Origin of the sequence: Paenibacillus sp. GCM10027626 (genome assembly GCF_042676285.1) — a bacterium.
In the GTDB taxonomy this organism is placed as follows: Bacteria; Bacillota; Bacilli; order Paenibacillales; family Paenibacillaceae; genus Paenibacillus_Z.
The window spans coordinates 153,792-176,925 of sequence record NZ_JBHTHC010000006.1 but is presented as its reverse complement, the minus strand read 5'-3'; the positions used below and the strand labels follow the sequence as shown (position 1 = coordinate 176,925).

The window sequence follows — 23,134 nt, the reverse complement described above, 5'->3', positions numbered from 1 at the left end:
GAGGCGGTATCGCGATGAAAAACAAACCGAATATTTTGCTGATTACGAGCGACCAGCAGCACTGGAATACGATCGGCGCCTTTAATCAGGAGATCCGGACGCCGAATCTCGACCGTTTAGCCCGCGAGGGAACCGCTTTCAGACGGGCGTATTGCCCGAATCCGACATGCACGCCCAGCCGCGCGTCCATCGTCACCGGAATGTACCCGAGCCAGCATGGCGCTTGGACACTCGGAACGAAGCTGGCGGAAGACCGTCATTGCGTCGGAGAGGATTTCGGAAAAGCCGGTTATCGGACAGCGTTGATCGGAAAAGCCCATTTTCAACCTCTGCATTCGACTGAAGAGTATCCTTCCTTGGAAGCTTACCCGATCCTGCAGGATTTGGACTTCTGGCGACGTTACAACCAGCCGTTCTACGGCTTCGATCACATCGAGCTTGCGCGCAATCATACGAATGAAGCGCACGTCGGCCAGCATTATGCGTTATGGCTGGAGGAGAAAGGCTGCGCCGATTGGCGGAATTACTTCCTCCCTCCGACCGGTACAATGGATCCGTCCGTTACTTATAAATGGCCGATCCCCGAACAGTACCATTATAATGCCTGGATAGCGGAACGTGCGAACGTCCTTCTGGAAAGCTATCGAGCCGATGATGCCCCTTTCTTCTTGTGGGCCAGCTTCTTCGACCCGCATCCCGAGTACCTCGTTCCCGAACCGTGGGACACGATGTACGATCCGAACGCGTTGACCGTTCCGTCGCTCGTGCCGGGAGAGCACGATGCCAATCCTCCGCATTTCGGCAAGACGCAGGAGGAAGACCCTGACTTCTCCAACCTGATCGAAAGCGGATACGGCATTCACGGTTACCGCTCCCATCTCTACTATGAGTATGGCGAGAAATTCAAGCTCACGGAATACGATAGGAAAAAGCTAGTCGCCACCTATTACGGCATGATCAGCATGATGGACCGGTATATCGGGAAAATCCTGGACAAGCTCGACGAGCTGGGGCTGGCGGAAAACACGATCGTCGTCTTCACGACGGACCATGGGCATTTCTTCGGGCAGCACGGCCTTCAGGCCAAAGGCGGCTTCCATTACGAAGACCTGATCAGGCTGCCGTTTATCGTTCGCTATCCGGGTCAGGTGCCTGCCGGCAAAACATCCGACGCGCTTCAATCATTGGTCGATCTGGCTCCCACCTTGTTATCGCTATGCGGACTTCCCGTTCCTCACGCCATGACCGGCGTGGACCAGAGCAACGTCTGGCGGGGAACCTCCGATTCGGCCAGGGACCACGCGATCTGCGAATTCCGGCACGAAGCGACGACCATTCATCAGAAAACGTACGTAGACCGCCGCTATAAAATAACCGTATACTTCAACCGAACATACGGTGAAATGTTCGATTTGCAGGAAGATCCGCGGGAGCTTCGCAATTTGTGGGACGATCCTGCCCATCGGGAATTGAAGATGAGCCTGCTCATGAAGTACATCTGGGCCGAGCTCGGCAAGGAATCGATGCCGATGCCGCGAATCTGGCACGCCTAAAATCGGAGTGACATTGGTTCCGTAATTAGGAGAAAGGAGAAGCAGTTTGAATTAGCAGGGGAAAATTGTGGAATCATTTGAAAAGTCGTGAGCTATAATAAGACAAAAATCAAACCTTCCCCTGTAGACTTCACCATACTGACGATGTTGACTAGAATCATCGTAACGACCGCAACCAGACTGATTTGCGGCGTACCGAAGTAGAAGGGCTGTACGATATTAAACCAGGAAGCCTCGCCTACACGGGAGAAATCCACAACACCCATGAAGTAGCCGATAACTGTGCCGACAACAAGGCCAATGAGTACGGAAATCGACCGCATGAAGCCTTTGGCCACCCGATTAATCAGCAAAATAACAACGAACGTGGTAAGCGCCAGCAGCAAATTGGTTGAAGATCCGAATTCCGGAACAGTTGTATCGCCGCCGCCCACATTGGTCATGGCAACCGGAATTAGCGACAAGCCGATAATCGTAACGACAGAGCCAGTAACGACTTTAGGAAAGAAGCGCAAAATCTTGCCGTATAGAGGCGCGGCCAGCATGACGAATATCCCGGATATTATGATGGCCCCATATACGGTCACCAAATTGGAAGCCAGCCCGATCGAAATGATCGGTCCCACAGTCATAAACGTACAGCCGAGTACCACCGGCAGCTTGCATGCGTTCTTCCAATACCTTCATTGTTGTCCTTCGCTCCTCGGTCAAAAAATAAAAAAATAAGCCTCTGCTTGAGCCGTTTCAAACTCAAATCCTATCCTGATTAGCACATGCATAACGAGAAATCGCGTTGCATTGTCCCTTCCCGCTCACTCATAGTCGGATAAATAACGGTTATCCGGTAGAAACTTATAGGCCATATTCCCAAAATTATATGAGTTCTATTCAAATGATATAATTTTCTGGGGCGAGATGTTTTCATGTTTATTGTGAAAGAAGAGGGGCCAGAAGGCGGAAAAAGCCGCGCTGGCCCCTTAAGTCATTTGCTGACGAGCACCCTGCGTAGTTCAGCTGTCCGGAATGACGAACGATACGGTCGTTCCTTCATTGGGCTTGCTTGCGATCGACAAGCCACGGCCGTACAGTTGGGTCAAGCGCCGGTTCGTGTTGGACAGACCGATTCCGCCCTTGTCCTTCCTCGTTGGGCTTAACAGTTGCCGAACCGATTCTTGTTCCATGCCTTTGCCGTTATCTTTCACTTCAATAAGCGTGGAATTGTGTTGCCGCGCTATCCGAATATGAATCGTGCCGCCGCTGTTACGACTCAGAAGGCCGTGTTTGACGGCATTCTCTATGAGCGGTTGTATGGATAGCGGAGGGAGCAGCAAGCGGATGTCGGGTCCTACTTCCCATATGACGGAAATCCTGTCCCCGAACCGTTCCTTCTCAATATACAAATAGGCTTCGACAAGCTTTAATTCATGGGCAAGCTCGACCAATTCCCCCGTATTGAGAAAATGAAAGCTGATCCGCAAATACGACGCAAACGCATCTCCCAGCTTGCGCATCTTCTCCGTGTCAATGTCGCTTAACGCCATAATCGAATTCAGCGTGTTTAACAGAAAGTGAGGATGGATTTGCGCCTGCAAATAGGCCGCTTCCAGACGCAATCGTTCATTGATTGATTGCTTCAACGTCACTAATGCCCTGATTCGGTAGCGCAGCTCCATCGCGTCTACAGGCTTGGTCACATAGTCGTTCGCACCCGCCAAAAATCCGGCGTAAATGTCGACGGGCTGGCTGCGCGCGGTCAACAACACGACCGGAAGCTCGAAAACGGAGTAGCGCTCCCGCACTTTTTGTGTCAACTCATAACCGGACATATGCGGCATCATGACGTCGGCAATGAGCAGATCCCATTGCCCGCCGGTGTTGAGCAGTTCCAACGCTTCGCGTGCGGAATGAGCGGTTGTGATATTGTACGGCTCCGTCGACAGAATGCCGGTGAGCACTTTCAGATTGACGGGGTCGTCGTCAACGGCCATAATATTCACCTTGCCGTCGTACAGAAGCGGCAAGGCTAGTTCAGCGACGGCGGCGGCGGCCAGTTCGCCGACTGCGGTGCCTGGCATGATCGATCCGGTCGGCCAGTCTTCCGCTCCATCCGCTGCCTGGCGGAGAGGTTGCGACGAAGGAACAACCGCCTCGTCGGCTAAAGGCAGATCGAAACGGAATACAGAACCTTTGCCAAGTTCGGAGCGTACGGTAAATGTGCCGCCGTGCAATTCGACCAACTGCTTGCAGATGCTAAGACCAAGTCCGATCCCTCTGCCGTCGCTTATACCGTATGCCCCTTGTTCATAAGGGAGAAATACGCGTGCCTGTGTTTCCTCATCCATGCCTACCCCGGTGTCGGAGACAACAATAAGGACGCGTCCGTCCAACGTCTCGGCGGCAACGCAGATCGTGCCTTCTTCCGTATATTTGACGGCGTTGTGCAACAAGTTATACAGAATCTGCACTAGTCTTTTCTCATCGGCCAATACCGGCGGCAGCGACTCTCCGATGTCCATGCGCAGTTGAATTGGCTTGCCATCCACCATAAATTTCAGCATGCCGATGACGCCGGGAACGATCGATTGAATGCGCAAGGGCTCTTGATGCAGCACGATGCGATGTTCCTTCAGCCGCGCGACGTCGAGCAGATCGCCGAGCATATGCGACATGCGCCGGCTGATCGTGATGAGCAGCTCCATATCTTTCAGGCTGCTCTCATTCAGTTTCTCTTTCTCCTTGGTTACGACGGTTTGAGCGATATTCATGACGCTATGCAGCGGCGTTCGCAGTTCGTGCGACGTATTGGCGAGAAATTGGTCTTTCAGCTTGTCGGCTCGCCGCAGCTGCTCGTTTAACCGGGTGTTTTCCCACGAGTGACGAAAATATTTTTTGAACCAATAGGTGGAAAAACCAACGAACCCCACCATAAGATCGATCGGATAATAAACAGTCGTCACGTCTTTAGCGGACTCTTCGATGCTCCATAACAAGTTGGATATGATGCCGGCCGCGGTGATAAGCAAGTAGACGATGTCTGGGTCGGCTAGCTTCTTGAAGATCATCGTTCCGACGATGTATATAAACCAGGCGAATGGAATTAAATGAAAAAAAACAAATATTTTTAAATCGATAATTCCATTGACCCATGAAGCGGGTGCGGCGACCAGCAACCCGGTTAGCGCAACGATCGCCGCAACGTATGCCCGCAGCCATACGTTGCGTGAAGGGGCCGAAGCGAATTTTCTGTAAACATGGAGTAGCAAAAAGTTTTGCCACAGGAGGGAAATCAATCTGATCTTGATCGCCCATGTATAATTGATCGGCAGCCATAACAATAACAAGTTATCGTGGTCGCTTAAAATGGCTGTTGCGGCCGCCAACATAAACAGACACGTGACGAACAAAGTCCGTTCCTTGGGGTTGAATAAATAAATAATGAAAGCGAACAAACCGTGAAGCAGCAAAATAACACACATCCCCAGCTGAAACCCGATCGAGTACCAACGCACATGGTCGATCGCGGCCTGCGTGCCGAAGCGGATGGAGCGTGTGATCCCGCCATTGAACGGTTCGTCGAAGTTGGCGACACGAATGAGCAATTCGATCTCCGTCGTTCCTTCAAGACCGTAGGAAGCGGTGTAGGAGACATTGAAGGGCTTGTATTCGCCTGAGTTTGCAGCAGGCTGGCCGATCATGCCCGCTTCGTTGCCGTTTATGATCACTTCCGACGAAGCTTGAATACTTTTGAACCAAAATGTGACGGGCTGCCGCAGCGGATCGATAAGAATGCGCAGCCGATACGTTCCGTACCCGTACGAGGAACCGGAATCCGGATTCAGCACGCTTCCCCAATCTCCCGGCACCTGTACGAGGCGGGAATCGGTTTCCTTCACCTGTATATCCTCGGGGGAAACGAATGTCCCCGGATACAATTGCCATTGGCCGTCCATAAAGAAGGAGGAGGATTTCTCCAAATCGACTCCGCGCATGTCAAGTACGCCGTCCACGGGTCGGGGGGGCTGCGATGTATAGAATTGTTCAGACCACGCCCACCTCAGGCATAGGAGCACGATAATGGATCCGATAAAAATGGCGATATATTTAAAGGTGGTTGTATAGATCATTCGCATCATACGTACCATTTCGATACGAACAGCGGTTACTCCTGCAAAATATTTATCCTAAATTTCGAGAGGCCCTGATTATTGATCAAGCGACTGTCTCTGAAGTACAATGACAAATAGGAGATTGTCCAGCAAGTCAAATTAAAGGGGGATTGCAGCATGATGTCTATTAAGGAGGCTGCTGAGGCTGTATCGATTTCTCCCTCCACGATTCGTTACTACGATGAGCAAGGATTGCTTCCTTTTGTACAAAGGGATGAACTTGGCTATAGGCGTTTTGAACAAAGCGATTTGTTCTGGCTGGAAATCATCAGTTGTATGAGGAAAACGGGAATGCAGATCCGAACGCTCAAACATATTGCGGAGCTTCATATGCAGGGAAAAGAAACCGTTCAAGAGCGAATTCAGATTTTCGAGGAGCATCGAAGTAAGCTTCTCCAGCAAAAAGAGGAAATCGACGATGGCCTTTCTAAAATCGCTCATAAAATGCAGCAGCTAGAGCAATTGCTCTAGCTGCTTTTTTGTAGTTATTGGGTTATTAGATCCCCTTAACGGGTCGTGTAGCCGCCATTGGCAAAGATCGTTTGGCCATTAATCCACCAGCCATCGGTCGTCAAAAACTTCACGATGGGGACAATATCCTCGATCTTGGTCAGTTGGCCGTGGAGTGCCTGGGATTTGTGGTAAGCAACAGCCTCCTCGGTTTCCTGTCCATAGAAAAACGGTGTATCCATCGGCCCCGGTGCGATGGCATTGACGGATATGCCGCGGTGCATATACTCTTTGGATGCCGCACGAGTGAAATGCTCCACCGGCGCTTTTCCGCCGGCGTACGTTGAATAATAGCCCGTATATGCAGCCAGCAAAGATGTAGCTATGGTGATGATTTTGCCATTGTCATTCATATGAGCGGCGGCCTGCTGAATGAAAAAATAAGCCGTTTTCCCGTTTACGTCCTGCATCATGTCGAATTCTGCTTCGGATGTTTCATCAATCGGTTTTTTCAGGACTTTGCCTACAGTGTTAATGGCAATGTCTACTCCCCCGTAATACTCGTATGTGAAACCGAATAGATCTTGCATCGTTTCGAGGCGCCGAAGATCGCCCTGGAACAAAACAGCTTCTCCGCCAGTATCGCGAATCGTTTTCAGTGTGTGTTGGGCTTCCTCCCGGCTGGAATCACTATGGTAATGAAGCACAACCTTGGCTCCCTCCGAAGCGTAGGTTTGGCCGATCAAAGCTCCCAAGTTTTTTCCTCCACCAGTGACAACAACGACTTTTTCCCTCAACGTATCCAATTTTGCCATTTGAAATCTTCCTTTCAACGGAGTGAAGTTTAGCGTCAGAAGGATTATAGACCTTCGAGTGCACTGGAAGGCAAGGGAGTATTTTATGGATTAGTGATTTAGAATCAGATGGGTTGAGTCGTTGTGATTCTAATTTCCTAATTCATCCGACTCGAAAGGATTAGAGCGAGTGATGCCGAATGAAGTTTAAACATATGTATTAACGACTGTTTAATCAAAGGGATAGGGTCAGACTTTGAAATTTCTAACAACAGAAAAGTCGACAATGGAAGGATATTGACATTTTAAGGGGGTGGTCACCCGCAAGAAGGCTTAGTACCGCTATCTAATCAGTCGGAAAGTTTTGCTTCGATTGTTCCACCTTTATTGACAAGGAACTTATGAATTGAGGCTAATTGGAAAAGGTAATTGTACATATTATGAAAGGAGCTACATTATGAAAAAGATCTTTCCAGCCTCACTCGTCTTCCTATTAATTTTAAATCTGTTGTTCTTTAATATAATGCCAAACACTGCGATGGCAGCGGCGGTAGGCGAAGTGGGATTTAATGAACCGGTCTATCAATCAACCCATAGAGGAGAATTATTAGTTACAGGAAACCATCTTATTGAGCCAAACGATAATTCGCTTAATTGGAAAGGTGAGCCACTGCCTCCTGGAACTGTTGAAAACTCTAAGAACCGTATCAAAAACCCAGATGGCTGGATGTATGATGATCTCTTCGGTTATCAAAAGCAACCGGTTGATATTGATGGTGATCCGGATACTTCGAATTCTTCCTCTGGTACGCTTTATGTAGAAGATGGCAGTGACATCGCATGGGCGGGGTTATATTGGGGTGCTAATAAATGGAAAATTTCGAAACCAGTTGACTCCTCTATACGGTTGACATCTCCCGATGGCAAAGGACATGAAGTTACTCCTGAACGCGCTTACGAAGTAACCGGAATGAATATAGGTTTTCCCGGAAGTTCTACTGATCATTTTGGCTCAGGGTACAGCAACTTTGCTGATGTGACAGATATCGTTAAAGGGGCCAAAGGTGGAACTTATACCGTAGCGGACATCCCGTTTCCTGGGGATCTGCTGAGCAGTGAAATGTGGACGGGAGTTTGGGCTGGATGGGCGCTTGTCGTTATCACGGAAGATCAGGCCAAATCTTTAAAGAACTTCAGTGTCTATGAAGGTTTTAGATATCAGGAGTCTAACGATCCTCCAGTACAAATTGATGTTCCTATAAACACACCGAGCAAAGGAAATGTTAATGCTCAATTTGCATTTCTCACCTTTGAAGGAAACATTATAATTGCTGGGGATACGTTTGAAATCTTAAATACCAATACCGGGGATTTCGAAAGAATTTCCGATGAGGCGAGAGATCCTGATAACTTTTTTGCTTCACAAATCACAAGCTATGGTGCTCCTATGGAAGGTCTTAATCCTTCCTACCCAAATAAATATGCGATGGATTTGGGAATTGTAAATTTGCCGAGTGATACTTTTCAAAACGATCAAACTAAAGTTTCGTTTAGAACATCAACTGAAAATGATTCATATACGATAAACATGTTTGCTCTTGCTGTTGAAGATGGATCAGGTGAAGTTACTGTTAAACACGTAGACAAGGAGGGAAATGAGTTAGCACCCTCTTCTACGTTGACAGGCCCGATCGGTGAACCGTACGAAACACAATCGGCAGACATCGATGGGTATGAACTAATTGAAACACCGGACAATGCCAAAGGTGAATTTACGGACGAGCCACAAACCGTAACATATGTATATGCACCAATAAACCAGCCGCCAACAGTACCAAACTACACAGAAACAACGCCAAAGAATACACCAGTGAGCGGCGGTGTAGTAGGAACAGACCCGGATGGAGATCCGCTGACCTATGAAAAAGGAAGCGATCCCGAGCATGGCTCTGTTACTGTCAATCCGGACGGAACTTGGACGTATGAGCCAGATCCGGACTATGTAGGCACGGACAGCTTCACAGTAACAGTCAGTGATGGCAAGGGCGGCACGGCGACGTCAACTGTGACATTAACAGTGACAGATCCAGGTCCGGGAAATCAATCGCCAACGGTACCAAACTACACTGAAACAACGCCAAAGAATACACCAGTGAGCGGCGGTGTAGTTGGAACAGACCCGGATGGAGATCCGCTGACCTATGAAAAAGGCAGCGATCCTGAGCATGGTTCTGTTACGGTGAATCCGGACGGAACGTGGACGTATGAGCCGGATCCAGACTTTGTAGGCACGGACAGCTTTACCGTGACGGTCAGCGATGGCAAGGGCGGTACAGCGACGTCAACTGTGACATTAACAGTGACTGATCCAGGTCCGGGAAATCAATCGCCAACGGTACCGAACTACACAGAAACAACGCCAAAGAATACACCAGTGAGCGGCGGTGTAGTTGGAACAGACCCGGATGGAGACACGTTGACGTATGCGAAAGGCAGCGACCCGCAGCATGGGTCCGTTACAGTGAATCCTGACGGAACTTGGACGTATGAGCCAGATCCGGACTATGTAGGCACGGACAGCTTCACAGTAACAGTCAGTGATGGCAAGGGCGGCACGGCGACGTCAACTGTGACATTAACAGTGACTGATCCAGGTCCGGGAAATCAATCGCCAACGGTACCGAACTACACAGAAACAACGCCAAAGAATACACCAGTGAGCGGCGGTGTAGTTGGAACAGACCCGGATGGAGACACGTTGACGTATGAGAAAGGCAGTGACCCGGAGCATGGGTCCGTTACAGTGAATCCTGACGGAACTTGGACGTATGAGCCAGATCCAGACTATGTAGGCACGGACAGCTTCACAGTAACAGTCAGTGATGGCAAGGGCGGTACAGCCACATCGACTGTAACGATTGGCATCACAGACCCTGGCGTACCAAACCAGCCGCCAACAGTACCGGACTACTCGGAAACAACGCCAAAGAATACGTCGGTAACTGGCAGCGTATATGGGACAGACCCGGATGGTGACTCTTTAACATATGCGAAGGGCAGCGACCCGCAGCATGGTTCAATTACAGTGAATCCGGATGGAACATGGACATATGAGCCGGATCCGGACTTTGTGGGCACAGACAGCTTCACGGTAACTGTCAGCGATGGTAAAGGCGGTACAGCCACATCGACTGTGACGATTAACGTGACAGATCCAGGAACGCCAAACCAGCCCCCAACAGTTCCTGATTATAACGAAAAAACAGACAAAAATCAGTCTGTCAGCGGCAAGGTCGTTGGAACCGATCCGGATGGAGACTCCCTGACTTATACAAAAGGGAAAGATCCTGAGCATGGTAGCATTACTGTCAATCCGGATGGGACATGGACGTATGAGCCGAACCCAGGTTACGTGGGCAAGGACAGCTTTACAGTGATCGTAAGCGACGGGAAGGGCGGCACAACCACATCGACGATTACAATCGATGTACAAGATACGGAGGTTCCGTATTATCCGTATTACCCATACCCTATCAACCAACCGCCAACTGTGCCAGATTATAGCGAAAAAACAGACAAGGACCATTCCGTCAGCGGCAAGATTGTTGGGACAGACCCGGATGGAGATTCCCTGACTTATACGATAGGGAAAGAACCGGAGCATGGTACCGTTACTGTCAATCCAGATGGGACATGGACGTATGAGCCAACTCCTGGCTATGTTGGTAAAGACAGCTTTACCGTAACAGTTAGCGATGGGCGCGGCGGTACGACAACATCAACCGTAACGATTGATGTTACGGATGAGAAAGAAGCTCCCGTTCCTGTGACCGATAATAATCCGCCAGTGGTTCCTGATTACACCAAAACAACTTCCAAGGATCTTTCAGTCAGCGGCAAAATCGTTGGTACGGATCGCGATGGAGATTCCCTCACCTATACAAAGGGAAGCGATCCACAGCATGGTACAGTCACGGTGAATCCGGATGGAACATGGACATATAAGCCGGATCCTGGTTATGTTGGTAAAGACAGCTTCACAGTGTTGATTAGTGATGGCAATGGCGGCACTGTGCTATCGACGGTACAGATTACCGTGACGGATCCAGGTACAGGTACTGAGCCGGCTACACCAGAAAAACCTGCTGAACCTGGAAGTGTAACGCCGCCAACATCTTCTGGCAATAACAATTCGTCAACAAACCACGGAGCCGGAAAGACACCAGCAAAAACGGAACAAACTCAAGATCAGCCGAATAGACTGCCTAATACCTCCACAAACCTCTACAACATAGGATTTGCAGGGTTACTCGTCCTATTCGCGGGCTTGATTTTGCTGAGAAAAAGAAAACAAGCTTAAATTGCGAAAAGCAAGCACGTTCCCTTTACCGGGAATGGCTTGCTTTTCTTTTTAATATCTACTTCTTTTTCCATTTATGTTATTATATATCTATAAAGAAGCCGAGTGCGGCTAACACTCGGCTCAACAATTGGCTTGGATGGGCTGTCCCTTCTAGAGTCTAAAAGGTTAAAGAACCCACCTTCGGCGCTCAACCTTGGGGTAGGTTCTTACTTTTTCTTGTAGTTACGTTGTTTGCAGTCGTTCTCGACTTACTTGAATTCCTTATGATAGATAGGTTCAGCCAGTGCAAGGAGCTCGATCCGTAATCCGTCACCTTCAATTTTAGTTATGATCTGGCGAGCCGTTTCAAAGTTCATAATTACCCTGCCAGTTGTCTCAAAACCTTCGGGCAGCGGTGTATACTTCTTTACTCGTGCCATGACAAAGACGGTATATGTATCCGTGTTTTCCCAGTACCAAGCAGCAACAGGTATCCTTTGGTCCTCCAGAATAATGCCGGCTTCTTCTACGGTCTCACGATCTAGAGCGGCATTGATGTCCTCATCATTTTCAATTCTTCCCCCGACTGTAGTTAGAGCCTTTTCATTCTTGTCCCAGACCATAACAATTGATCCGTCGTCAGTAATTGGTATGCTATGGATGCCGGCAATTCTTTTATCGGTAGGTAGAGTGCCATTTAATGGTCGAAGCATGTTTTCCTCCTATATCATTTATCATCTCTGATCTGCCCAATAGATAGATTTCAACAGACTCACTACGTTTTCCTTGTACATATCGGTCATACAGGGCCGCAAGCAGCTAACTCAACAGCAACCCGTCGCAGCCCAAACCCGCATCCGTGGCAAACCATCAGCTCTTTTTGAGCAAAAAAATGGCCGGGTGCAGCCCTTTTAAACTAAGGGTCGTTTCCTCCGAGCAGTTCAGTTGAATCCGCTCCGCAGCCATTTTCAAAGCAGTTCCCGCATCCGTTAAGCATACAATGCTGCCATTCCAGCTTAACACCCGTTTCATTTCCCTGAAAGAATCGCAATACAATGCGAAAATATCCTCATCCGCCGCGATTTGCCGGCCAAAGGGCAGGTTGGTAACAATTTTATCTATTTCACCGGAGGCAAACGGCAGCTGCCGGGCATCCCACCGATGAATTCCGACATGGTCATGACAACCGATATTTTGCTTGGATGCTTCAACAGCTTCCTGCGATAGATCCCCACCGTCCATTCGAGAGTAAGGATAAGAGAGGCGCTCGAAAAGAATCGTCCCCGAACCGCAAAACGGATCTATGAAAACATCGGTCTCTTCCGGATGCGAAAACCAGACTAGAGCATGTGCGACAGTAGGACGCAGAGCGGCTTGCGTAAACATTCTCACCTGCTGCCGATAACGGAACGACGCATCAGTAAGCCTCAAAGAAAAGACCGCATCTTCACAATTAATATCAAGCCTAAACTCGATCTCATGCATTTCGGCAGTACTGCGGCAAAAACGGGAACTGCGCCTTGCAATTCCCCGAGCAGCTGCCTCTGCTGCGTCGAAACGAGAGTACGAATGCTTCCCTACCCGGCTGGCATTTACTTTATAGCTAATCATCCCGCTTCCGTTCAAATATGCGCAGGACAGATCACATTTCAATATTTCCTGTTCAATTTCCGCTAAGTGAATTTTATGAGGTCCAACCTGAAATTTATGGATCGGTCTGTAAAGATTGTCCGCCGTTCGTAAAACCATTAGCGCCTCTAAAGGAAGCTTGGAAGAAAAATGAACCTTGCCGCGCTCCAGGCCTTGATAGTCGGCATCGGCAATTTTAACTCCAATCTCATCCTTCAGAACGAACTCCAATCCCGGCAGAACCGTTGCCAAATAATGCGCCATTATAGATGTCGCCCCTTCGTATTAGATTTTGCGAACAAAAAAAACGCAAATGAACCAAAGTTCATTCGCGTCTCTTGTAAACACAAACAAGGCACCCCGAAAAAGGGTTTCCTCGAGAAAAGAGAGTGATTGAATATTCCGTTCTTTGACAGTCGTCGAATACATGTAAAAAGCCGTGAAAAACAGAACCCTGGGAACTGTAATTTCCGGGTCTCCTCCATGTCATTCGTGCTATTTAGTTAGATTTAACTCATAGCAGCTGTCAAGAATACGGCCATCTTCAAAGCACTAATCCCTCCATCAATACGAATACTACAATTATAAATCACAAAAAGATCCATCTCAACATTCATTTCTTTTTATAAACGAGTTTTCACTTAACGCTGAATATTAACGGTAACCAGTAGCATCCGCCGGTTTTCCTGCATCCTGCACTTCAACGATATACCGCCAACAGTCCGGCTGTGAGCCGTCAAGATCATAAGCCCCATACACTCGAGCAAGCTCCCCGCTTGACACGGAGTGACCGTTCCACCGGTTAGCCTCCGGGTCTCCCGCTAGCGCGGCAATGGCGCGTCCTACAAAACGTGGCGACTCCGAGATAATAAAATGCGGCTCCTTCTCCGTAGCCTCACGCCAATTTTCTTCCTTCACTCCGAAGTGCTCAAGCATGATTTCAGAACGCATCCAACCTGGAGTGACTGCTACAGCGGTGCATTTATATGGTGAAAGCTCATGGGCCAAAGACTTGGCCATACGAATGACGGATGTCTTTGCTAGATCGTAGAACATGGACAAACGATAGTTTTTATCGTTATATTCTGCCGTGCCGTCCGTCATTTCAACGACCAGCCCATTCTTGCTACGAATTAACAGCGACAATGCAAAATGACTTGTAATAATATGCGTGTCAATCGCTAGCCGAAGCTGGCGGAACCCCCGTTCAAGAGAATGCTCCCACAAAGGAACGTTCCACTGCGTCAAATATTCGGCTCCCCACACATCATTGACCAGGATATCCAGTCTTCCTTGTTCCTTCTCAATGCGGGCAATCAATGCCTGAACCTGGTCAGGCTCGAGATGATCCACCTGCACCGCAATCCCCTGGCCACCCGCTTGATTTACAAGTTCAGCGGTTTCCTCAATCGTTTCAGGACGATTGTATTCGGAGCTTTGCGCTCGTGTCGTTCTTCCTGTAACATAAACAGTAGCACCAGCCGCTCCCAATTCGATTGCTATCCCTCTGCCGGCGCCGCGCGTTGCACCTGCCACCAAAGCCACTTTTCCAATTAGCGGTTTCATGATCTGTTGCTCCCTTCGTCGATCTACCGCTTATTATAGACGTTAAATATGTCATCTTATGTCATATAACATTTGCTATCAGCAAGGTGAATCCCTATAGCTCCGCAAGCAATTCATCCAGTTCTTCATGATGCGATGCAATCCAAATCATCTCACTTGCAAACCGGTCAGGAACTCGGTGATACGTATCCATTTCTGCGCGAATCCACCACTTGCTTTCCAGGTACCACAGTAGACGAATGGAATGGACCAGCTGTCCAAATGGAAAATCAAAGATCTCCCTATATCCTCGCAGAAAAGCGGCTATTTTTTCTACGTCCAGTTGATCATCATATAAGACACCCGATAATATTGCACGTGCAACATCCAGTTCGGGATAATCATAATGTAAGCGGTCAAAGTCCAAAACAGCCGAAACGGAATCCGTACCAAACAATATATTGTCCATCCATAAGTCCCTATGGCCCCATCCTTGCCGGCAATGCTGCCGCAGTATGTCGAGATTCAAAGTTGCTGCCATGCTTTTCTGCTGCTTAATTAAAGGAATAAGATGCGTCTTCTCCTGGCTCGCAGCTTCTTCAATTACGGCATCCCAATGCTCGAGTCTTTGCTCACGCTCTGGCATAACGAATTGAGGCTCGTTTTTGGGTCCTAATGTCCCGTCGTTCAGTATTCGATGCATCTCGCCTGCAACTCGTCCAAGTTCATACATTTGGGAAATGTTGGCTGTTCCAGGATCAACTTGATCACCCTGACAATACTGCATCATTATATATCGATCACCGGAATCTGTTGTATGTAAAAGTGTTCCCTCTGATTCAAGGAGCACGGGACAAGGAACCCCGGCATGAAATAATCTTTGTTGTTGACTAAGAGCTGTTAGCAGTGTCTCTGCATCCTTGTAGCGTTTGACATGATACTTTTTCAGTACAAACTGTCCCAGATTCGTCTGTAGAACCCACTTTCTATTTAACCAGCCCAAATCTATAGGTTCGATCTGATCGATCTGAAATCCAAATTTCTCCTCACAAGTTACAAACAGCTCCTCGTTATCTTCCAACTTCATTTCACCCTTTCCTGCCTGCTCCGTTCCCTATTATTTCTAGACTTTTCTTCATAATCCTTGCTTTTTATTTGAATCAGTTTACAGAACAAATCAAAAAGGCCGCAACAGATCGATTGCTCATAACCTGTCACAGCGAACGGTCTACTCAATTACTTATTGCATGTATAAACCTTCGCAGCCATAATAAAACTAAAGAAGGAGCCGTGCGCTAACACGACTCCTCAGCACAGTAGCCCGCTGCAAAGGCGGTCGGCTTCGGTAATACGATCAGAGATAGACCGTCATCCTAGCAGATGGGCGGTCTATTTCTTTTGGTTAAACGCTGCGACGATGGCAACAACCAGTGTCAGCAGCGCAATAATAAGCGCTCTAAAAAACCGATCATCAACGTCAAAGCGTCTTTAACCTCCATGGGCATCCCTCCCCCATTTCGGAGAAATAGAAACTGGAAAAATATTCCAGTACATATGGGGTGGCAGAGACGGATGTGGTTCTGGGCAGTAAAAATAGGCAAGTGCTAGCTACCGCACGGTGAGCACTTGCCTTTAGATGTTCATTGCCTTGACCGAAACAATTGGATTCTTGAAAGCAGGGAATCGTATTCTTCACGATCGTTCCAGGATCGCCAAAATCGTATTAGCCATCTCCTCACCAATCAAGTCACGATTATCTTCATTAATACTAAAGATCTTCACGCCTGTATTTTCTCTTATTTTATCTATCTCCGGATGACTGTCCACAGGAATTGTCCCGAGCACAATGCGGTTGTTTTCAGATAAGATCCTGTTTATCAATTTCCGGAATGGTGCAGGTAACATCTGCATAAATCCTATCTCATCGACAACTATGACTTTCTTTGATATCAAAGAAGCTTCAATTAGCAGAATAGCAAATTTTTCAAAACTTTCTATGTCAACTCCGTATCTGCCGACTCTAATGAGACTGGGGCTATCGACATGAGCAATGACCTGACTTTCACCATCAACAGATACACATTTGAAGCCAATTCGATCGTTTAAATCTCTTATTTCCTCCGTGTAAAAACCACCACAAAGGTCAGAAGCGATTTGCTTAACCAGGTTCTTCATTGCAGTTGTCTTACCTGTACGAGGTGGGCCTGTGAGTAGAAATATTCGATCATTCATGGCTTTCGGGGTTAAGCCTTGACAGCAAATTAAATGAAGGCGGATCCAACTCCCATGTTTCATATGGGATTAAAGTTGTTGCTTTCATTGCATCAAGCGTACGTGATTTCACATGAGGCCAGGTTAGGTATTCATCCATATTGGAATCTGTTAATCGGACAAACTTCGCTTCAAGAATCTCTTCTTCTTGAATCTTGATTTCTCCACTTATGTACTGAGCTCTAAAGACTACAGACAGTACATGTTTCATTTTATTATAATATACACCGGTGATCCCTAATGGACGAATCCTTATCCCTGTCTCCTCCATAAATTCCCTACATACCGCTTCATCCAAGGGCTCTCCTGCTTCGACGAACCCACCCGGCAATTCCCACGTTTCGGATCGCCAATGTGTGCGAAGTAACAGCACTTCACCGTTCTCATTTTCAACATAAGCTGATACAGCAACCATATGTCTTGCTTGTTCATAACTCAAAAAAATTCACCGCCATTCTTATAGACTTGTGGTATTCATGAGCAAGAGGCTCGTAAACGACGGGGCTGTAGAAAATGGGATCATCAAAATTCAACATAAAATGGATGAGTTTCATCATTTAAACAAAACTCTATTCTTTGCCTGAAATTTTTCCAAGTTGCCATGTCTAATGCTGCCTCGATTGGGAAAAAACCTACTTCTAAAGACTCAGGGGTCGTTGTTAATTCTCCTCCGACTGGTTGAATATATGCTTTAACTTTCATGGCTAATAGTCAGTATGTTTTCGTTAGCATCCAAATAAACAACAATCAATTGATCCGTATACTCCGGGTTAAAAGTAAAATCCATGATGAAAATTTGTTCTTTTTGCTCTTTTTCAAAGTTGCTTCCCAGCCATCCTTCGCCCAAGCCACTTCCCAAGCTATTTAACATAAGCAGGTCAACCATCTCCGGTTCGCTTAATGTTTCAGGCTGCTCCGTCCCGAGCATCTCTTTTAAGGTTTCCTCATCCATTTCTAAAAGATGAAAACCAAAGAAGTCATGGAGCAACTTATAATCGGGGTCTTTTTTACTTTGAATGATATCCTTTAGATGTGCCCGAGCTTTGTTTACCAACTCATCCATGTGATCAAGCGCGTGGGCAGCACAGGTGATAGCGGCCTCATTTTGTGTAATCTTTTCTGACACATGAAAATAAAACGGGATCTTGTGATCGGGCATAAGGCTATCTATCCAGATTTTGTTGCCGGATGTGTATTCTATACCGGGAAATTTCGTGCTTGGTAATTGTTTCGTCATTTTGTCAACTCCTTTGGCAGTTATGAACTCCCAACCTCTTATATTTCATATATTCGCTATCAGACGGCGAAAATCCTATCCTGAACCTCTAGCTTATTGGGGGATGTGTTGCGGTTCCGCCGCTATAGATGAGGATCGTGTTACGATCACAGGCAAAGCAAACGCCGACGCCTCTCCGCTTTTCCCCATGCTGTTCCGTTCGGTTCTTTCATAGCGCACCTGGTCATGGAAAATCTAGGTGCAAATTCAAACTGAAATTGGCGAAAGTGAATTACAAAAGGTCTATAGCAGTATAGTCTCGCGGGTTAATATATTTACCCTTGTAATTAAGAATTCTAAGTATAATTTGGATTATCAAGTCGTAATATTCAGTGTAAATTTCGAGTTTTTCATTGAATGATAGAACAGTTGTCTCGCCAGTGGCGGGAATCATTTTAGTAGATTAACCTAAAAAAGTTCGTATTCAGAGCCGTTGTTGGTTTCTAAATACGAACTTTTTTATTGAGCACGAAATATCTCGCGAGCTATATTAAGTATCTTCTGACGATCAAATGCACTTCGGCTCATTAGGAGAGCCATTAGTTCAATCATGGTTTCATCTTTATGATCAATCTGTAACATTTGAAACAATTCAACTTGGCAGGCTTGAGCTATGCGACTAAGAGTCTTTATGGTTGGATTGCGCTTTCCGCTTTCTAGCTGGCTAATGTAAGCAACATTTGATTCAATCAATTCTGCCAATTGTTCTTGCGTTAACCCTTGTCTAAGCCTACTGTGGCGAACTATGTTGCCAATGCGTTGTTCTATTGTTGTATTACTCAAAAAATTGTCACACCCTCTCTATTCGAGAATAAGTAAATTAAACGCCACGCGGAATATTACTATAAGCAAAATTTTACTTATATATTTTTTCTTATAATGTTATACTTGACATAGTTGGAGATACTTAAAACCAAATCACATAAAATATGGAGGTAAAATAGTGGTTAGTCCAATTCTTGATTTAAGAAACCCAACTGAGCTGTGGATTTTTATTGTTTGTGTTATATTCTTAGTTATTGTGATTGTTATTTTAAAGAAACGTGAGGGAAAGAAGTAAAATCATAAGGGAGAGCAATAGACCGTGTTGAGACAGAGGGAAAGGTTTACAATGATGGTGGGTGGGAGTGCCATTGGACGAACCAACGGCTCGCCCCACAACGCGGCCTCTCAGCTCTTACTCTTCTCCCGTAGCAATCGGATTCTCCTCATTTGAAATCCAATCGCTCCAGTTGTCCGATAGCTTTTATGTTCATTAAATGGTTATGTCCTTTCAGGAATTGACTCTATCGCAATTAATTCATACAGTTCACTTACAGTACATCCAATTGTATCAGCGATTGAAATTGCTGTTTTCAAGGGCATAATTCTCTTGTTTTCTATAAAATCTGATATCCGCTCTCGTTTATAAAGCAATGCTTGGGTTAATTCTTCTATGGTTATTCCATACTCCACTAATCGCTCATGCAACAAGCAGCGGCCAAGTTCGAATTTCATTATATTCTCCCCCTCAAAAAAACGTTTACCAAAATCCTAGCCCCTAAATAATATTCCCAGCACAATTCATTTTTAATTATATTACTCCAACTATCGGATTCTTTTTGACAAGATGACTATTGGATTGGACTTATCCACTAAGATAATGGTTTAATATAAACGGGTTAGGAAAGTATGAGAATGAACAATCCGAGGAGGAATGGCCAATGCCGACGGTTCAAGTAGAAGGAAGAGACACCATTCAGGCAGTTGAAGGTACGAAACTCGTGCTTGCGTTAGAGGATAGCGGGATCGACGTCCTGCACCGCTGTGGTGGCAATGCCAAGTGTACGACATGCGCAGTAGAGTTGCTCTCTGGGAATGCAGGTGATATGGAAGAGGCAGAAGCGAATGTCCTCCGTAACAAAGGAATCGAGGACGCCGCTATCCGGCTATCTTGCCAAATTAGGCTACATAGTGACGTAACGATCCGGCTTATCAAGACAACAACTTCTACAGGTTTGGAGCCCGGCACTCGCCCCCAAGAGTGATCGAACCACCTCTTATCGCGAAATACATTGTTGGAAGTAAGTCGAGATCGCCACAATAAGGGTATGGTAGAGGCTAGCTGCTAGTAAATTGAAGGGCTGGGATTCCTCGTTTGAGGGTTCCTAGACCCTTTATTTGTATGTATAGGACGAGCACTTGCTCGGCCCCTCCCTCCTCGTATATAAAAACTGGTCTGTACGAAAACACATCCCCGAATTGCCTCCGGTTCTTATTCTTCTCCCATTGCAATCGGAATCCCCCCATATCTAATCCAATCGCTCCAGCTTCTTACTCCCCACGAACCCCTATAATCGGAGGGTTCCAACCTTGAAAAGTGGGGGTTCGGAGCAGCGCGGCGGGAATGCCTCGGAGGATATGTCAGCTCCCATGTGCAAACACCTCCCTTGGCTACGCTTGGGAGCGATTCAAGAGCAAGAAGCCCGTAGACAACGGGGCTGGCGAAACAGTAGTATTTGAGCCAAGGCGGATCATCCACCTGTGACTGGGTCAAGCTGAACGGATCGTCAACAAAAGACCAAGTGAAGCAAGGTAGCACTTGGAAGGATGGATGGGTTGTGGGCGGGCTAGGGGATGTTTGCCACAAGAACACTTGATCGTATATCGGGAATAGGGTAAGATATTCCCATACAATTGAATCTTGGGTGGGCATGGTTTCCCTTCGGAAGGGAGGGGCCATGGAAATAGTAGATGCAATCACAATCATGATTCTTTTCGGCACATTTATCATTGCACTATTAACATACATCGCGATTAACTACAAGAGAAAGTAAAAACCCACCCCAAGGTTGCTCGCCGAAGGTGGGTTTTTGTCGCTTATTAACTTGAAGGGACATCCCATCCAAGCCAATTGTACAGGCCGAGTGTTCGCGCACTCGGTCTTTCTAATGTCATTGTAACATATGGAGCTTGGATTCAACAATATTTTCGTTAAAAATATAAGCGACAACTTGCGTTGGTTCCTTCGGAGGGATATTCTCCTCAAACTTGTTTGCAAGTTGTTTGCAAAATGGCACAGAAAAGGCTGCAACAAGTCACTTGCTAATAACCTGTCACAGCCTCCAAAATCGCGTCCAATGCGGCCTCGCGGCTCTTACTCGTCCCCCGTCGCAATCGGATTCCCCTCATAGTTAATCCAATCGCTCCAGCTTCTTATCCCCCCACGAACCCATATGCTCGAATAGTTCCAACACCGACAAATGGGGGTTCCGATCAGCGCGGCGGGAATGTCTCGAAGGGTATGCCAGCGCCCATGTGCAACGATCTCCCTTAGCTGCGCTTGGGAGCAATTCAGAACAAGAACCCCGTCGAGGACGGGGCTGACGAAACATTATCGTTTGAGCCAAAGCGAGTTATCCACCTGTGGCTGAGTCGGGCCGAACGAAACGCCAACAAAAGGCCAAGGCCAAGTGAAGCAAGGTAGCACCCCAGAGGGTGGATGAGCCTTTTGAATGCGACAACACTGATGTTTGCAGCTTGTTGAATGTTGTTTACAATCCATCAGAAATGAACTATCGTGTCCCCTCGTTAGCTCATTGTTGGAATATACCATTCGACCATCCCAGTTGATTGAAGAACAGGTGTAAAAATCTCATATCTAGGTTTAGACAAATCAATCTGATATTTTGCTTGGTTTTCTCTTGTACATATATTAATCCAAAATTCCCCAATAAACTTTTTTTCGAACCTAAAGATGACATACTCGTCCTCAGGAATAGTATACGACATCATCCCTTGTGGCACATCATCAGTTTCAATTACTTCAACAGCCGCTAGAGGTTTGATTCCAGGCAAAATGACCAAGTACTGGTTCATAGTAGCGATCTCGTTGATGCTTTGTTTCAATTGATCGAAAACCTTACGTTCATCCTCAAGTTTTTCGCCTTGAAACCCAATTAGTTGAAAAGAACTGAGTTTTGCACTTCGCACTTGTAAAAAATGATCCAAACTCTCCAAGTGGTATCCTCCTTGTATCCTGCAATCACTTTCAGAGCCTTCGAGATTGCACTAGGTTTGTACTCATCAGAATTTTAATTGTTCTTAATAACCGGTTCCATGCGATATTCCTACCTTCTCTGATAATTTTACCATAGTGACTATACTCTCAATATGTCATTTTTTATCAACTTTATAGAAAATGCCTATGTAGCAACGATTTGATCTATACCTTATCCGCTTGGTTTTCCGGATTGAACCTGTTGCTGTCTTCTTTTTGCTTATCAATGACTATGATAGCTTCCAAAATGCAATAGATTGTTTACATTTTGCAATGCATAAATTACAATAAATTCTAACCAACAACTAGAAAGGACCCCTTGTATGCTTGTTAACAACGTTCGTGAACTGAGGGCACGCTTCAGATGGTCGCAGCAAGACCTAGCGGATGCCATTGGAGCCACTCGCCAGACAGTAGGGTTAATTGAGAAAGGAGACTACTCCCCTTCGATTACACTCGCGCTGAAAATTGCCGCAGCTTTCAAGTTATCTGTCGAGGAGGTTTTTTATTTAAAGGAGGAGGAGGAATAAGATGTTAACACGGATTATGCGTTCGCCATTACTTTCAACCACATTGTTTCTCGGTACGTTGGGTTTGTCTTACCTACTAAAGTTAATGCTGTCAGGTGAACTTTCGTTTACAGAGGGAAGAATTTATTGCGCCATCTTTTTTGTCCCTCTAAGCGCGCTGTGGGTGATACTTGTAAGCATTTATAATCGAAGAAATCCGAAAGACCGTATTAATGTCTGGGCCGTAACCCCGTTTGAAATTCGGGAAGTGGATGAAGGGCAGCAATGGATCACGTTCAAAGCTTGCCGAAACGTCTATATTTACTACAGCTGTGGCTTGCCCGTAGCTGCAGTAACGATCATATTGATCCCACCCAATGCTGTCTATACTTTAATCACTTTCGGATTGTTCGGATTGGGCCAATTTCTCGTCTATAGTCTGACAATGTGGAAGTATAGCCGCGTCTGATTCGATTAAAACTGGTAGATTTGAACCTGATGGGTGACAGATCAGCGCAAATATTGTTCAAAACTAAGCGTATTTCTAACGAGGGGAGATC

The 23,134-nt window shown here is 46.6% G+C and carries 19 protein-coding genes, 2 pseudogenes and 1 riboswitch; of the genes and pseudogenes, 7 read left to right on the top strand and 14 right to left on the bottom strand.

Going from position 1 to position 23,134, the window contains the following annotated elements; all coding sequences use genetic code 11:
- The first annotated feature begins 14 nt into the window (after positions 1 to 14).
- Positions 15 to 1,553, top strand: a complete 1,539-nt coding sequence (locus tag ACFQ0N_RS13920) for a sulfatase family protein (RefSeq protein ID WP_379326988.1) — start codon at positions 15 to 17, stop codon at positions 1,551 to 1,553.
- A 119-nt stretch (positions 1,554 to 1,672) separates the two neighbouring features.
- Here the strand turns inward: ACFQ0N_RS13920 and ACFQ0N_RS13915 are convergent.
- A pseudogene (locus tag ACFQ0N_RS13915) lies at positions 1,673 to 2,215 on the bottom strand (solute carrier family 23 protein); the annotation flags it as partial.
- A 137-nt stretch (positions 2,216 to 2,352) separates the two neighbouring features.
- A riboswitch (purine riboswitch) is annotated at positions 2,353 to 2,454 on the bottom strand.
- Between the two features lie 109 nt (positions 2,455 to 2,563).
- The gene (locus tag ACFQ0N_RS13910; protein ID WP_379326986.1) at positions 2,564 to 5,542 is read right to left on the bottom strand and encodes a hybrid sensor histidine kinase/response regulator; all 2,979 of its coding nucleotides are present in this window, start codon (positions 5,540 to 5,542) and stop codon (positions 2,564 to 2,566) included.
- A gap of 294 nt (positions 5,543 to 5,836) precedes the next feature.
- Between ACFQ0N_RS13910 and ACFQ0N_RS13905 the strand changes: the two genes are divergently transcribed.
- Positions 5,837 to 6,190: a MerR family transcriptional regulator gene (locus tag ACFQ0N_RS13905; RefSeq protein WP_379326984.1), complete on the top strand. Its 354-nt coding sequence runs from the start codon at positions 5,837 to 5,839 to the stop codon at positions 6,188 to 6,190.
- Positions 6,191 to 6,225: 35 nt separating this feature from the next.
- Here the strand turns inward: ACFQ0N_RS13905 and ACFQ0N_RS13900 are convergent, their stop codons facing one another.
- Complete coding sequence (locus tag ACFQ0N_RS13900; protein ID WP_379326982.1) at positions 6,226 to 6,984, bottom strand: SDR family oxidoreductase; 759 nt, start codon at positions 6,982 to 6,984, stop codon at positions 6,226 to 6,228.
- Between the two features lie 436 nt (positions 6,985 to 7,420).
- Between ACFQ0N_RS13900 and ACFQ0N_RS13895 the strand changes: the two genes are divergently transcribed.
- Positions 7,421 to 11,323, top strand: coding sequence for an Ig-like domain-containing protein (locus ACFQ0N_RS13895; protein WP_379326980.1), 3,903 nt, complete (start codon positions 7,421 to 7,423; stop codon positions 11,321 to 11,323).
- Positions 11,324 to 11,574: 251 nt separating this feature from the next.
- On the opposite strand, the gene ACFQ0N_RS13890 is transcribed toward ACFQ0N_RS13895, so the two are convergent.
- The 10 genes and pseudogenes from ACFQ0N_RS13890 to ACFQ0N_RS13845 form a co-directional block, all read right to left on the bottom strand.
- On the bottom strand, positions 11,575 to 12,018 hold the full coding sequence (locus ACFQ0N_RS13890; protein WP_379326978.1) for an NUDIX domain-containing protein: 444 nt from the start codon (positions 12,016 to 12,018) through the stop codon (positions 11,575 to 11,577).
- A gap of 157 nt (positions 12,019 to 12,175) precedes the next feature.
- Entirely contained in the window at positions 12,176 to 13,198 is a 1,023-nt protein-coding gene (locus ACFQ0N_RS13885) for a methyltransferase domain-containing protein (protein WP_379326976.1), read from the bottom strand.
- Positions 13,199 to 13,588: 390 nt separating this feature from the next.
- Complete coding sequence (locus ACFQ0N_RS13880; RefSeq protein WP_379326974.1) at positions 13,589 to 14,500, bottom strand: SDR family oxidoreductase; 912 nt, start codon at positions 14,498 to 14,500, stop codon at positions 13,589 to 13,591.
- 94 nt (positions 14,501 to 14,594) lie between these two features.
- Positions 14,595 to 15,566 carry a phosphotransferase enzyme family protein gene (locus tag ACFQ0N_RS13875; RefSeq protein WP_379326972.1) on the bottom strand — a complete coding sequence of 324 codons (972 nt, stop codon included), beginning with the start codon at positions 15,564 to 15,566 and terminating at the stop codon, positions 14,595 to 14,597.
- 605 nt (positions 15,567 to 16,171) lie between these two features.
- A complete protein-coding gene (locus ACFQ0N_RS13870) occupies positions 16,172 to 16,654 on the bottom strand; it encodes a nucleoside-triphosphatase (RefSeq protein WP_379326970.1) in 483 nt (160 codons plus the stop codon).
- Between the two features lie 49 nt (positions 16,655 to 16,703).
- On the bottom strand, positions 16,704 to 17,165 hold the full coding sequence (locus ACFQ0N_RS13865; protein WP_379327313.1) for an NUDIX hydrolase: 462 nt from the start codon (positions 17,163 to 17,165) through the stop codon (positions 16,704 to 16,706).
- Positions 17,166 to 17,272: 107 nt separating this feature from the next.
- Positions 17,273 to 17,431, bottom strand: a pseudogene (locus ACFQ0N_RS13860) (NUDIX hydrolase); the annotation flags it as partial.
- A 10-nt stretch (positions 17,432 to 17,441) separates the two neighbouring features.
- Positions 17,442 to 17,987 (bottom strand): DUF2004 domain-containing protein, encoded by a 546-nt coding sequence (locus ACFQ0N_RS13855; RefSeq protein ID WP_379326968.1) that lies wholly within the window; start codon positions 17,985 to 17,987, stop codon positions 17,442 to 17,444.
- A 498-nt stretch (positions 17,988 to 18,485) separates the two neighbouring features.
- Positions 18,486 to 18,809 (bottom strand): helix-turn-helix domain-containing protein, encoded by a 324-nt coding sequence (locus ACFQ0N_RS13850; RefSeq protein WP_379326966.1) that lies wholly within the window; start codon positions 18,807 to 18,809, stop codon positions 18,486 to 18,488.
- A gap of 480 nt (positions 18,810 to 19,289) precedes the next feature.
- Complete coding sequence (locus tag ACFQ0N_RS13845) at positions 19,290 to 19,523, bottom strand: helix-turn-helix domain-containing protein (protein ID WP_379326964.1); 234 nt, start codon at positions 19,521 to 19,523, stop codon at positions 19,290 to 19,292.
- Positions 19,524 to 19,729: 206 nt separating this feature from the next.
- On the opposite strand from ACFQ0N_RS13845, the gene ACFQ0N_RS13840 reads away from it, so the two are divergent.
- Together ACFQ0N_RS13840 and ACFQ0N_RS13835 are read left to right on the top strand one after the other, a co-directional pair.
- Entirely contained in the window at positions 19,730 to 20,053 is a 324-nt protein-coding gene (locus ACFQ0N_RS13840; protein WP_379326962.1) for a 2Fe-2S iron-sulfur cluster-binding protein, read from the top strand.
- Positions 20,054 to 20,746: 693 nt separating this feature from the next.
- Positions 20,747 to 20,842: a putative holin-like toxin gene (locus tag ACFQ0N_RS13835; protein ID WP_379326960.1), complete on the top strand. Its 96-nt coding sequence runs from the start codon at positions 20,747 to 20,749 to the stop codon at positions 20,840 to 20,842.
- A gap of 754 nt (positions 20,843 to 21,596) precedes the next feature.
- Here the strand turns inward: ACFQ0N_RS13835 and ACFQ0N_RS13830 are convergent.
- Positions 21,597 to 22,025: a hypothetical protein gene (locus ACFQ0N_RS13830; protein ID WP_379326958.1), complete on the bottom strand. Its 429-nt coding sequence runs from the start codon at positions 22,023 to 22,025 to the stop codon at positions 21,597 to 21,599.
- 363 nt (positions 22,026 to 22,388) lie between these two features.
- Between ACFQ0N_RS13830 and ACFQ0N_RS13825 the strand changes: the two genes are divergently transcribed.
- Together ACFQ0N_RS13825 and ACFQ0N_RS13820 are read left to right on the top strand one after the other, a co-directional pair.
- Positions 22,389 to 22,595: a helix-turn-helix transcriptional regulator gene (locus ACFQ0N_RS13825; protein WP_379326956.1), complete on the top strand. Its 207-nt coding sequence runs from the start codon at positions 22,389 to 22,391 to the stop codon at positions 22,593 to 22,595.
- A 1-nt stretch (position 22,596) separates the two neighbouring features.
- A complete protein-coding gene (locus tag ACFQ0N_RS13820; RefSeq protein ID WP_379326954.1) occupies positions 22,597 to 23,043 on the top strand; it encodes a hypothetical protein in 447 nt (148 codons plus the stop codon).
- Positions 23,044 to 23,134: the final 91 nt, after the last annotated feature.